Annotated in this window: 10 protein-coding genes; 9 read left to right on the top strand and 1 reads right to left on the bottom strand. The window is 74.0% G+C overall.

Annotated features, from left to right (window positions below):
• The first annotated feature begins 59 nt into the window (after positions 1 to 59).
• Positions 60 to 902 (top strand): MurR/RpiR family transcriptional regulator, encoded by an 843-nt coding sequence (locus tag ACXNSR_RS15705; protein WP_458642635.1) that lies wholly within the window; start codon positions 60 to 62, stop codon positions 900 to 902.
• A gap of 122 nt (positions 903 to 1,024) precedes the next feature.
• Here the strand turns inward: ACXNSR_RS15705 and ACXNSR_RS15700 are convergent, their stop codons facing one another.
• Positions 1,025 to 2,398 carry a type III PLP-dependent enzyme domain-containing protein gene (locus ACXNSR_RS15700; RefSeq protein ID WP_458642634.1) on the bottom strand — a complete coding sequence of 458 codons (1,374 nt, stop codon included), beginning with the start codon at positions 2,396 to 2,398 and terminating at the stop codon, positions 1,025 to 1,027.
• A gap of 95 nt (positions 2,399 to 2,493) precedes the next feature.
• Between ACXNSR_RS15700 and hutU the strand changes: the two genes are divergently transcribed.
• The 8 genes from hutU to ACXNSR_RS15660 all read left to right on the top strand — a co-directional run bounded on the left by hutU (position 2,494) and on the right by ACXNSR_RS15660 (position 12,216).
• The gene (gene hutU / locus ACXNSR_RS15695; protein WP_458642633.1) at positions 2,494 to 4,158 is read left to right on the top strand and encodes a urocanate hydratase; all 1,665 of its coding nucleotides are present in this window, start codon (positions 2,494 to 2,496) and stop codon (positions 4,156 to 4,158) included.
• An 11-nt stretch (positions 4,159 to 4,169) separates the two neighbouring features.
• Positions 4,170 to 5,360: an allantoate amidohydrolase gene (locus ACXNSR_RS15690; protein ID WP_301374663.1), complete on the top strand. Its 1,191-nt coding sequence runs from the start codon at positions 4,170 to 4,172 to the stop codon at positions 5,358 to 5,360.
• On the top strand, positions 5,351 to 6,691 hold the full coding sequence (locus tag ACXNSR_RS15685; protein WP_458642632.1) for a formimidoylglutamate deiminase: 1,341 nt from the start codon (positions 5,351 to 5,353) through the stop codon (positions 6,689 to 6,691). Before ACXNSR_RS15690 ends, ACXNSR_RS15685 begins: the two co-directional genes overlap by 10 nt.
• A 190-nt stretch (positions 6,692 to 6,881) precedes the next feature.
• The gene (gene hutI, locus ACXNSR_RS15680) at positions 6,882 to 8,060 is read left to right on the top strand and encodes an imidazolonepropionase (protein ID WP_458642631.1); all 1,179 of its coding nucleotides are present in this window, start codon (positions 6,882 to 6,884) and stop codon (positions 8,058 to 8,060) included.
• Positions 8,061 to 8,173: 113 nt separating this feature from the next.
• Complete coding sequence (locus ACXNSR_RS15675; RefSeq protein WP_458642630.1) at positions 8,174 to 8,851, top strand: LPXTG cell wall anchor domain-containing protein; 678 nt, start codon at positions 8,174 to 8,176, stop codon at positions 8,849 to 8,851.
• Between the two features lie 16 nt (positions 8,852 to 8,867).
• Positions 8,868 to 9,809 (top strand): COG1470 family protein, encoded by a 942-nt coding sequence (locus ACXNSR_RS15670; protein ID WP_458642629.1) that lies wholly within the window; start codon positions 8,868 to 8,870, stop codon positions 9,807 to 9,809.
• Entirely contained in the window at positions 9,806 to 10,906 is a 1,101-nt protein-coding gene (locus ACXNSR_RS15665; RefSeq protein ID WP_458642628.1) for a hypothetical protein, read from the top strand. Before ACXNSR_RS15670 ends, ACXNSR_RS15665 begins: the two co-directional genes overlap by 4 nt.
• Before the next feature lie 14 nt (positions 10,907 to 10,920).
• Positions 10,921 to 12,216 (top strand): hypothetical protein, encoded by a 1,296-nt coding sequence (locus ACXNSR_RS15660; protein WP_458642627.1) that lies wholly within the window; start codon positions 10,921 to 10,923, stop codon positions 12,214 to 12,216.
• Positions 12,217 to 12,270: the final 54 nt, after the last annotated feature.

Here is a 12,270-nt window from a genome sequence, read left to right as displayed (position 1 = left end):
GCATAACCGCATGCAGAGTGCTCCGTGACTGAATATTTCACCGGGACGGAGGGGACGGGATGAGTGACAGCCCGGCCGCGCGGCTGCAGAAGCTGTTCGAGGGGCACCGGCTGACGCCGACCCAGCGGCGGATCGCGCACTGCATGGTGCGCGGGGCGGCGGAGGTGCCCTTCCTGTCGAGCGTCGAGCTCGCCGAACTGGCCGGGGTGAGCCAGCCCTCGGTGACCCGCTTCGCCGTGGCACTGGGCTTCGACGGATATCCGGCGCTGCGCCGCCACCTGCGCGAGGTGGCCCCCGCCGAGCGGCCCGAGGCCGCGCACGAGGATTCGTACAACGAGTACCAGCAGGCCGTCCTCGGCGAGATCGAGAACCTCCGGCAGCTGGCGGCGATGCTCGCCGATCCCGCGCCGGTCCAGGAGGCGGGGCGGCTGCTCGCCGCCTCGACCCCGCTGCTGGTGCTCGGGCTGCGGGCGGCCTCCTCGCAGGCGCGCGGGTTCGCGTACTTCGCGTCGAAGGTCCACCCGGACGTCCGGCTCCTCGACGAGGGCGGCTCGATGATGGAGGACCGCATCGACGCGGCGCGCTACGAGGGGGCCACGGCGCTGATCTGCTTCGCGCTGCCCCGCCACTCCCGGGAGGTCGTGGACACGCTGGAACGCTCGCGGCGGGCCGGCCTCACGGTGGTCACGGTCGCTGACTCGGCCTTCGCCCCCGTGGCGCGCCACTCGGACCTGCTGATCCCGGCGCAGGTCGGCACCGGGCTGGCCTTCGACACGGCCTGTGCGCCGATGCTCCTGGGCCGGGTGCTGCTGGAGTCGATGGCGGACGCCCTGCCGGACGCGCAGGCCCGTCTGGAGGCCTTCGACGCGCGGGCCGCGGCCCGTGGCCTCTTCGTGGAGTGAGCCGTGGAATGAGTCTCAGCGGTAGTTGAGCTCCGCCAGCTCGGCGGCGAGGCGGTCGCGCAGCGCCGGGATGCGGGCGAGCAGCGGCAGCAGGGTGCTCCGGAAGAGACGGCCTGGGCCCGCTACAGCAGGGCGTCGCGCAGTGCGCCGCCCGCCTCCGCGACGATCGACGGCAGGTCCTGTGCGGGTCGGACGAGGCTGAAGCGGACCTCGCCCGACGGGGTGAGCGTGAAGCCGTGGACCGCCGGGCGGGGCAGGCTGTTGTAGCCGTAGTGGGCCGTGAAGAAGTACGCGCCGGTGTCCGGGACGCCGATCAGGTCGCCGGGGGCGAGCGGCGGCAGCTCGCGGGCCGCGGCGAGCAGGTCGCCCGCGAAGCATGCGGGGCCCGCGATGTCATGGGCCACCGGGTCGCCGGTCTTCGGGGCGCCCTTCGCGTCGTAGGGCAGGATCCGCACGGGCCAGGCCGCCGGGGCGTACGCGGTGCGGGTCGCCAGCTGGACCCCGGCGTGGGTGAGCGCGATCGGCCGGGAGCCGCTGCTCTTGGTGTACTCCACCCGGGCCAGGACCAGGCCGTGCTTGGCCAGCAGGGACCGGCCGAACTCCGTGACCAGGCCGTACGAGCCGTCGAACAGGGCGGGGACCGCCGCGCGCAGGGCGGCCGCGTACTGCGCGTGGGTGGGGGTCTCCTCGTCCGAGGCGAAGTTCACCGGCAGGCCGCCGCCGATGTCGAGGGTGTCGATCTGCCGCCGCCCGGCCGCCGCGTTGATCTCCTCGGCGAGGGCGTGCAGGTCCCGTACGCCTTCCGCGATCAGGGGCAGGGGGACGCCCTGGGAGCCCGAGTGGACGTGCAGGCGGGTGAGCCAGGGCCGGTCCAGGCAGGCCCGGACGAGCCGGGCGCGCGCGCCCGGGTCGCGCAGGGCGATGCCGAACTTCGAGGTCGCGGTCGCCGTGGACAGGGCGTCGATGGCCCCGGCGCCGGTCTGCGGATTGATCCGGACGCCGATCGGGGACGTGGTCGGCGCCCGGCCGACGAGCGCGTCGAGGCGTTCCAGCTCCTGCCGGTTGTCGGCGTTGACGGCGACGCCGAGCGCCAGGGCCTCGCGCAGCTCGGCCACCGTCTTGGCGGGGGAGTCCAGGACGATCCGGTCGGCGGGGACTCCTGCGGCCCGGGCCAGTGCCAGCTCGCCGGGGCTGGCCACCTCGCAGCCCAGCCCGGCGGCGGCGAGCAGCCGCAGTACCGGGACGAGCGGGCAGGCCTTGACGGCGAAGGTGTGCAGGACGGGGGTGCCGGGCGCCGGGGCGGCGGCGAAGGCACCGGTCAGGGCGGCTGCGGAGGCCCGGATCCCGGTGACGTCCAGCAGGCAGACCAGGGGCGGTGCGGGGTCGGCCCCGCCGACGATCCCCTGCTCGACGGCGGCTCGTACGGCCAGGTCACGGCGCGCGGCAGTGCTCGCGGCGGCGCTCTCGGCGGCGTCCTCGGTGCCCATGTCGGCCATCCCATCATTCGACGGGGCCGCCCGCAGCTGTTGACTGAATCTATTCAGGGCGGGAGGATATGAATAGATTGACCAACATCGGAGGAGGCAACGCCATGTCAGGACCCCGCCCCGTACGTGCCGCGCGAGGCACCGAGCTCAGCACCCTGGGATGGCAGCAGGAAGCCGCCCTGCGGATGCTGCAGAACAACCTCGACCCCGAGGTCGCCGAGCACCCCGACAAGCTCGTCGTCTACGGCGGCACCGGCAAGGCCGCCCGCGACTGGCGCTCGTACGACGCGATGGTCCGCACCCTGCAGACCCTCAAGCAGGACGAGACGATGCTGGTCCAGTCCGGCCGCCCGGTCGGCGTGATGCAGACCCACGAGTGGGCGCCGCGCGTCCTGCTCGCCAACTCCAACCTCGTCGGCGACTGGGCCAACTGGGAGGAGTTCCGCCGCCTGGAGCACCTCGGCCTGACCATGTACGGCCAGATGACCGCCGGGTCCTGGATCTACATCGGCACCCAGGGCATCCTCCAGGGCACCTACGAGACGTTCGCCGCCGTCGCCGCGAAGAAGTTCAACGGCACCCTGGCCGGCACCATCACCCTCACCGCCGGCCTCGGCGGCATGGGCGGCGCCCAGCCGCTGGCCGTCACGATGAACGACGGCGTCGCGATCTGCATCGACGTCGACCCGCGTGCCATCGACCGCCGCATCGAGCACCGCTACCTGGACGTCAAGGCCGACAACCTGCGCCACGCCCTCCAGCTGGCCGTCGAGGCCCGCGACGCCCGCAAGCCGCTCTCCATCGGCCTCCTCGGCAACGCCGCCGAGCTGCTCCCGCAGATGCTGGCCGAGGGCGCCCCGATCGACATCGTGACGGACCAGACCTCCGCCCACGACCCGCTGTCGTACCTGCCCGTGGGCGTCGACTTCGACGACATGGCCTCCTACGCCGCCAAGGACCCGGCCGGCTTCACCACCCGCGCCCGCGAGTCCATGGCCAAGCACGTCGAGGCCATGGTCGGCTTCATGGACGCCGGCGCCGAGGTCTTCGACTACGGCAACTCCATCCGCGGCGAGGCCCAGCTGGCCGGCTACGACCGCGCCTTCGCCTTCCCCGGCTTCGTCCCGGCCTACATCCGCCCGCTGTTCTGCGAGGGCAAGGGCCCCTTCCGCTGGGCCGCCCTGTCCGGCCAGGCCTCGGACATCCACAAGACCGACAAGGCGATGCTGGAGCTCTTCCCGGAGAACGAGTCCCTGCACCGCTGGATCAAGATGGCCGGCGAGCGCGTCCACTTCCAGGGCCTGCCCGCGCGCATCTGCTGGCTCGGCTACGGCGAGCGCGACAAGGCCGGCGAGCGCTTCAACGAGATGGTGGCCGACGGCACCCTCGCCGCCCCGCTGGCGATCGGCCGCGACCACCTCGACTGCGGCTCGGTGGCCTCCCCGTACCGCGAGACCGAGGCCATGCTCGACGGCTCCGACGCGATCGCCGACTGGCCGCTGCTCAACGCCATGGTCAACGTCGCCTCCGGCGCCTCCTGGGTCTCCATCCACCACGGCGGCGGCGTCGGCATGGGCCGCTCGATCCACGCGGGCCAGGTCACGGTCGCCGACGGCACCGCGCTGGCCGGCGAGAAGATCCGCCGCGTCCTCACCAACGACCCCGGCATGGGCGTCATCCGCCACGTCGACGCCGGCTACGACATCGCCGAGACGGTCGCCGACGAGCGCGGCGTCCGCGTCCCCATGCGTGAGGGCGACGACGCGTGACCTTCCACGACATGTGGGCCGAGCTCGCGCCCATCGGCCGCGACGCCGGTACCGGCGGATACCGCCGGTACGCCTGGAGCGGGGCCGACGCCGACTGCCGGACCTGGTTCCAGGAGCAGGCCGAGGCGCGCGGGCTGACGTACGAGACGGACCGCAACGGCAACCAGTGGGCCTGGCTCGGCGACCCCCTCGCGGGGGACGCCGTGGTCACCGGCTCGCACCTGGACTCCGTCCCCGACGGCGGGGCCTTCGACGGCCCCCTCGGCGTGGTGTCCTCCTTCGCGGCCCTGGACGAGCTCCGCAGCAGGGGCGCGGAGTTCTCCCGGCCGCTCGCCATCACCAATTTCGGTGACGAGGAGGGCGCCCGCTTCGGGCTCGCCTGCGTCGGCTCCCGGCTCGCCGCCGGGCAGCTGACCAAGGACAAGGCGTACGAGCTGCGCGACGCCGAGGGCATCTCCCTGCCCCAGGCCATGGAGGCCGCCGGATACGACCCCGAGGCCATCGGGGCCGACCCCGAACGCCTCGGCCGGATCGGCGCCTTCGTCGAGCTGCACGTGGAACAGGGCCGGGCCCTGGACCTGTCCGGGGACCGGGTCGGCATCGCCTCCGCGATCTGGCCGCACGGCCGCTGGCGGTTCGACTTCCGCGGCGAGGCCAACCACGCCGGCACCACCCGCCTGGTGGACCGGCGCGACCCGATGCTGACGTACGCGGCGACCGTGCTGGCCGCCCGTACGGAGGCGGCCCTCGCCGGCGCCGTCGCCACCTTCGGGAAGATCTCGGTCGAGCCCAACGGGGTCAACGCCATCCCCTCGCTCGTGCGCGGCTGGCTCGACTCCCGCGCCGCCGACCAGGCCACCCTCGACACGGTCGTCACGGCCATCGAGAAGGCCGCCCGCGAGCGCGCCGACCAGGACGGCATCGACCTCGGCATCGTCCGGGAGTCCTTCACCCCGGTCGTCGAGTTCGAGCACGCCCTGCGCGACGAGATGAACCGGATCCTGGGAGGTTCGGTCCCCGTCCTCGGTACCGGAGCGGGACACGACGCCGGAATCCTCTCCGCCGCCGTGCCGACCGCGATGCTGTTCGTACGGAACCCGACCGGCGTCTCCCACTCCCCGCGGGAGTTCGCCGCCGAGGACGACTGCGTGGCCGGCGTCCTCGCCCTCGCCGACGTACTGGAAGGCCTGGCATGTCGTTGACGACGTACTGGCTGGAGCACGCCTGGCTCGGCACTCATGTCGAGCCGGGCGTGGCCCTCGATGTCACCGAAGACGGGCGGATCGGCGCCCTGCGCACCGGGGTGCAGACCCCGCCGCCGGGCGCCGAGGTGCTGCGCGGCCTGACGGTCCCCGGGCTGGCCAACGCGCACAGCCACGCCTTCCACCGGGCCCTGCGGGGCACGGTCCAGGTCGGCTCGGGCACCTTCTGGACCTGGCGCGACCTCATGTACAAGGTCGCCCAGAACCTCACCCCCGACAGCTACTTCGCGCTCGCCCGCGCGGTGTACGCGGAGATGGCGCTGGCCGGCATCACCAACGTCGGCGAGTTCCACTACGTCCACCACGCGCCCGGCGGCACCGCCTACGCCGACCCGAACGCGATGGGCGAGGCCCTGATCGAGGCCGCGGCCGCGGCCGGCATCCGGATCACGCTCCTGGACACCGCGTACCTGTCCTCGGGCTTCGGCGAAGCCCCCAACACCCACCAGCTGCGTTTCTCCGACGGCACCGCCGAGGCCTGGGCCGAGCGCGCGAGCGCGCTGAAGCCCCGCGAGCACGCCCTGATCGGCGCGGCCGTCCACTCGGTCCGCGCGGTACCCGCCGCCGAACTGGCCACCGTGGCCGGCTGGGCCGAGGAGCGCCGGGCGCCCCTGCACGTCCACCTCTCCGAGCAGACCGCGGAGAACGACGCCTGCCAGGCCGCCCACGGGCGCACCCCGACCCAGCTGCTGGCCGACCACGGCGTGCTCGGCCCGCGCACCACCGGCGTCCACAACACGCACCTCACCGATGCGGACATCGCCCTCCTGGGCGGGACCACGACCGGTACGTGCATGTGCCCCACCACCGAACGCGACCTCGCGGACGGCATCGGCCCGGCGACCCGGCTCCAGCACGCGGGCAGCCCGCTGTCCCTGGGCAGCGACAGCCACGCGGTGATCGACCTGCTCGAAGAGGCCCGCGCGATGGAGCTCGACGAGCGCCTGCGCAGCCGCACCCGGGGCCACTGGACGGCGAACGCCCTGCTGACCGCCGCCACCGGGGACGGCCACGCCGCCCTCGGACTCCCGGACGCGGGCCGTCTGGAGGCGGGCGCGCTCGCGGACTTCACCACGATCGCGCTGGACTCCGTACGCACGGCGGGTCCGCCGGCGCGCCTCGGCGCCGAGACGGCGGTGTTCGCCGCCACCGCCTCGGACGTCCGCCACACGGTGGTCGGCGGCCGCCACATCGTCCGCGACGGCCACCACACCCTGGTCGCCGACGTCCCGTCCGCCCTTGCCGAGTCCATCGCAGCCCTGCGCTCCTGACCGTGCCGCCTGCGGCGGGCTTTCCCCCACCCCGCCCCTTCCTGAAACCGGGCTCTGCCCGGACCCGGTCCTCAAACGCCGGACGGGCTGAAATACAGCCCCGCCGGCGTTTGAGGCGCGGGGTCCGGGGCGGAGCCCCAGGAAACGGCGAAAGGGCGGGGTGGGGGAACGAACCCTCTGAGAGGACCCCATGACCACCACCGTCATCACCAATGTCGGCAGCCTCGTCACCAACGACCCAGCCCTCGGCGACGGCAGCCCCCTCGGTCTGATCGAGAACGCCGCCGTCGTCATCGACGGCGACCGCATCGCCTGGGTCGGCCCGACGGCACAGGCCCCGGCCGCCGACGAGAGCTTCGACGCGCAGGGCCGGGCTCTGATCCCCGGCTTCGTCGACTCCCACTCCCACCTCGTCTTCGCCGGTGACCGCACCCAGGAGTTCAACGCCCGGATGTCGGGCCGCGCCTACTCCGCCGGCGGCATCCGCACCACCGTCGCCGCCACCCGCGCCGCCACCGACGCGGAGCTCGAGGCCAATCTGGTGCGCCACCTCGACGAGGCCCGCCGCCAGGGCACCACCACCTTCGAGACCAAGTCCGGCTACGGCCTCACCGTCGCCGACGAGGCCCGCGCCCTGCGCATCGCCGCGGCGCACACCGAGGAGGTCACCTACCTCGGCGCGCACATCGTCTCCCCCGACTTCGCCGAGGACCCGGCCGGCTACGTCGGCCTCGTCACCGGCGAGATGCTGGAGGCCTGCGCCCCGTACGCCCGCTGGGTGGACGTCTTCTGCGAGAAGGGCGCCTTCGACGGCGACCAGGCCCGCGCGATCCTCACCGCCGGGGCCGCCGCCGGGCTGATCCCCCGCGTGCACGCCAACCAGCTCTCCTACGGACCCGGCGTCCAGCTCGCCGTGGAGCTGGAGGCCGCCTCCGCCGACCACTGCACCCACCTCACCGACGCCGACGTGGACGCCCTCGCGCAGGCCGCCGGCACCACCGTCGCCACCCTGCTGCCCGGCGCCGAGTTCTCCACGCGCGCCCAGTGGCCCGACGCCCGGCGCCTGATCGACGCGGGCGCCACCGTCGCCCTGTCCACGGACTGCAACCCCGGGTCCTCCTACACGAGCTCGATGCCGTTCTGCATCGCGCTCGCCGTCCGCGACATGCGGATGACCCCCGACGAGGCCCTCTGGTCGGCCACCGCCGGCGGCGCCCGCGCCCTGCGCCGCGAGGACATCGGCCGCGTGGCCCCGGGGGCCCGCGCCGACCTGGCCCTGCTGGACGCCCCGAGCCATGTCCACCTCGCCTACCGGCCGGGCGTACCGCTCGTTTCCGGCGTCTGGCAGCGGGGCCGCCGCGTGCACTGACGAACGGTCAATCCCGGGTTGTCCTTTGTCTTCCCTCCGTAGGCCCCCGGGCTTACCTTGAGCCACCGATCTGATGTGTCGTCAGTTTTCCGTGGCCCGAGGGGAAGACGAAGGTGTCCGACCGCAAACGCTCCACCGCGCTCGCGCTGGCCTCCGCGCTGGCCGGATCGGCGGTGCTGTTCACCGCCCCCGCGGCCCATGCCGCCGTCGTCGACGTCGCCTACGACTGCAAGACCCCGATCGGCGACAAGTCGGCGGTGTCGCCCATCGACATCAAGGCCGTCGAGCAGGGCGGCGGATACAAGCTGACGATGACCTTCCAGAAGGGTGTCTCGTCCAGCCCGATCGAACTCGGCAAGGGGGCGATGAGCCCCAGCGCCGTCATCCTCGTCGACGGCGCCGAGAAGGCGTCCGTACCGGTCTCGGGTCCGTCCAACCCCGAGGCCGTGCCCCCGGACACCCCCATCAAGATCACCGACCTCTCGGGCACCTACACGCCCAAGAAGAGCGGCAAGGTCACCTTCACCGCCGGGGTGCTCACCATCATGGCGATGGGCACCACCACGACCTGCACCCCCGGCAACAGCCCGAAGCCCTCCCTGGAGCTCGACGTCAAGGCACCCGGCGGCGGGGCCGTGCAGTCCGGCGCCGAAACCACCGGCGACACCCTCCCGCAGACCGGGCCCGCCGACTCCGCCCCGGCCCTCGGCACCCTCGGCGGCACCGTGCTGCTCTCCGGGGCCGTCGGCGTGCTCTGGCTGACCCGGCGCGGCCGGCGGGCCGGGTCCTGAACGGAGCACCCCGGTCATGCCCGTGCTCCGCACCCCGAGGCGCGCCGCCGCCGTCCTCCTGCTCGCCGCCGTGACGCTGTACGCGGCTCCCGCGCGCCCCGCGGCGGCCGGCGAACCCGGCTGGACCGCCGAGCCCGCCTCCGGAGCGGCGGCCACCGTCCGCCCGTACTTCTACCTGGCCGGTGCCGCCGGCACCGTGCTGGAGGACCGCCTCACCCTGGCGAACACCTCCGACCAGGAGCGCACCATCACCCTGCGCGGGGCCGACGCGGCCGGTTCCTGGATCAGCTTCGGTGCGGCCGCCACCGTGAAGGTCCCGCCCCGCACCCGCGCCGTGGTCCCCTTCACCCTCACCGTGCCGCCCGCGTCGCCGCCCGGCGACCACCCCGCCGCCGTGATCGCCACCGAGGGCGGCCACGAGGTCGGAGTACGGGTCCACCTGCGGGTCGGCGGTCCCGCCCTGGCCGCCCTCACGGTCGAGGACGTCGCCGTACGGGGCCGGGGCCCGGCCGCCGTCATCGCCTACACCCTCGTCAACCGCGGCAACGTGGCCCTCGCCCCCGAGCTCCGGATCCGTGCCGAGGGCTTCCTCGGCGAGGTGTCCGACCCGCCCCGCGGCCGCGCCCTGCCCGTGGAACTGCTCCCCGGCCGTCGGGTGGAGCTCACCGAGCCCTGGCCCGGCGCCCCGGCCCTCGACCGGGTCCGCGTCACCCTCACCGTGACCGCCCCCGGCGGCGCCCGCGCGGTGGGCACCGGCTCGCGCTGGCTCGTCCCCGGGGGCCCGGCCGGCCGGGCCGGGGCCGGCCTGCTCGGCCTCGGCGCGGCCACCGCCGCCGCGCTGTACCTCGTACGGGGCCGACGGGCCGTGCCCGGCCCGGGCCCGGCGCCGGACGCGCCGCCCGCGGCCGGCCCGACGCCCCCAGCACCGCACCACGAACTGACGGGAGCCGCCAGGTGAGAAGAGTCGGAGCGCTGCTGGCCGCGGGGCTGGCGGTGTGCGCCCTCGCCCTGTTCCCCGCGGGCCCGGCCGCCGCCGCCGAGGGCAACCCGGCCGTGTCGCTCTCGCTCCAGGAGGCCGCCAAGGGCACCGGGATCACCGTCACCGGTACCGGCTGGCCGGCCAGGACGCTGGTGATGCTGCTGGTCTGCGGCCAGAACATGATCGGCGGTACCAACAGCTGCGCCAACGCCGACGGCGCCGCCGTCTCGGTCGGCGACGACGGCCGGTTCACCGCCCGGCTGCCCGTGGTGGCACCGCCCAAACCGTGCCCCTGCATCGTCAACGCCACCTCCGTCAACGGCGACCGGTCCACCGTCGCGACCCCCCTGAAGATCACCGACCACCCGGTGGCCGAGCTGCCCGCCGAATCCGGCACGGCCCGCCTCGCGATGCTCACCGGGGTCCGGCTGGAGGGCGAGGACGGGGTGCTGACCTGGTTCGGTGCCCCGCCCACCCGGAAGTTCAAGGTCACCGTCGGCAATCTCGGCCCGGTCCCGGTCAAGGACCCGGTCTTCCAGCTCGGCACCGCGCACGGGGTGTTCGCCCCGCTGTGGGAGGAGGCCCGCTGGAAGGGCACCATCGCGCCCGGCGGCAAGGCGGAGATCGCGCTCGACGTGGGCCTCGCCGCCGGCGCCCACGGCGACTACACGATCTCCCTCAAGTACGGCGAGACCGTGGTGGCCACGCAGCCCTGGGGCGTGGACCGGCCGTACGGGGTGCTGCTCTTCCGGGCCCTGCTCCTGCTGGTGGTCCCGGCCGCGGTCTTCCGTATCGGCATGGCGATCGTCGACCGGGTGCGCCCGCGCGCCGCGCCCGCCGCCGGCCGGCACCGCGGTACGGGTCCCCCGGCCTCCGCCTCCGCGGTGACGGCCCGGCTGCCGAGGCTCGGGGCCCCGCGGACCCCCGAGCCGCCCCCGGGCCCCGACCACCCGGAGCGGTCCCCCCAGACCACCACGGCGGTCCTGCCGTGGTTCACCCCGGACAACCCGCCGGGCACAGCACCACAGGCGTCCGCACCGTCTGAGAACCGTTCGACGACGAAGGGACATTCGTGAATACCCAACGGAGGGTGAGCGCGGCCGTGATCGCGCTGCTGCTCGGCGGCGCCGGTATCGCCATCGGAGCCACTCCCGCCCAGGCCGCGGAGACCAAGTTCAACGTCAAATGCGTTCCCCCGGCCGGGGGCGGCGGTCCGGTGGAGGGGGAGACCACCGCCAAGGTCACCGCTCCCGCCTCGGCGAAGGTCGGCGACGAGGTCGACGTGTCCTGGGAGACGGTGAAGCCGGCCTCGAACAACACGGACCTGATGGACATCCCGCAGGACGCCGTCCAGCCCACCGGCTGGATCACCGTGGGCGGCGGCGGTGAGCTGAAGGTCGTCGGGGAGAAGAAGAACCCGCCGATCCCGAAGAAGGCGCCCATGGTGATGTCCGTGATGAAGGGCAAGCTGAAGCTCACCAAGGCCGGGAAGATCACGCTGACCCCCGGCAAGTACGACGTGGCCGTCACCTTCTCCTTCGGCACCTTCGTCACCAAGTGCGCCCCGACCGGCAGCGTGGGGGTCGGGGCCACCATCGACGTGGCGGCCGGCTCCAGCGGTGGCACGACGACCGGTGGAACCACCACGGGCGGCACGACGACCGGCGGCACGACGGCCGGTGGGGCCACCACGGGCGGCACGACGACCGGCGGTACGACCACTGGTGGCACGACCACCGGCGGCGGGGGCGGCCAGACCGACTTCCCGGGCAAGGCGGTCGAGGTGGCCTTCGACTGCGGGCCGGTCGTCCCGGGCGGCATCAAGACCCCGGTCACGATCAACGCGAAGAAGAACGGCGGCAGCTACGACCTGACGGTCAAGACCGCCAAGGGCGCGATGGCGGCACCCATGGCCCTGCCCGCCGGAGCGCTCAAGCCCTCCATGGACGTGAAGCTCGGCGGGGCGGACAGCGGCACGGTCAAGGTCTCCGGCCCGGCCAACGCGGAGCCGATCCCGGACAAGGCCCCGGTCAGCCTCAGCGACATGACCGGCACCTACAAGCCCGGCAAGTCCGGCAAGGTGACGCTCAGCCCGGACCAGCTGACGATCGACGTCACGATGGCCCCCGGATCCACGCCGATCAACGTGCCCTGCAAGGCGACGAGCAGCGGCGTCTCGCTGGAACTGGACACCACCGCCCAGCCGGGCGGCTCCGGCTCCTCCACGAGCACCACCGGCAGCGCCACCTCGGGCGGCCTCGCCGAGACCGGCGCGCAGGACGAGGGCGGAATCAAGGCCCTGGCCCTGGTCGCCGGCACGGTGATCCTGCTCGGCGGCGCGGTGTTCACCTTCACCCCGTGGCGCCGCCTGCGCGGCACCCGCTGACACGGAAGCGGCCCGGCACACCTTCCGGTGTGCCGGGCCGCTTCCGTCGTACGG

It is taken from the genome of Streptomyces sp. NC-S4 (assembly GCF_054353315.1).
This window is presented reverse-complemented; position numbering and strand designations above follow the sequence as displayed.

Coding starts and splice junctions, on each gene's coding strand:
- hutU (WP_458642633.1), top strand. CDS start 2,494: ATGTCAGGACCCCGCCCCGTACGTGCCGCGCGAGGCACCGAGCTCAGC.
- ACXNSR_RS15700 (WP_458642634.1), bottom strand. CDS start 2,398: ATGGCCGACATGGGCACCGAGGACGCCGCCGAGAGCGCCGCCGCGAGC.
- ACXNSR_RS15705 (WP_458642635.1), top strand. CDS start 60: ATGAGTGACAGCCCGGCCGCGCGGCTGCAGAAGCTGTTCGAGGGGCAC.
- hutI (WP_458642631.1), top strand. CDS start 6,882: ATGACCACCACCGTCATCACCAATGTCGGCAGCCTCGTCACCAACGAC.
- ACXNSR_RS15685 (WP_458642632.1), top strand. CDS start 5,351: ATGTCGTTGACGACGTACTGGCTGGAGCACGCCTGGCTCGGCACTCAT.
- ACXNSR_RS15690 (WP_301374663.1), top strand. CDS start 4,170: ATGTGGGCCGAGCTCGCGCCCATCGGCCGCGACGCCGGTACCGGCGGA.
- ACXNSR_RS15670 (WP_458642629.1), top strand. CDS start 8,868: ATGCCCGTGCTCCGCACCCCGAGGCGCGCCGCCGCCGTCCTCCTGCTC.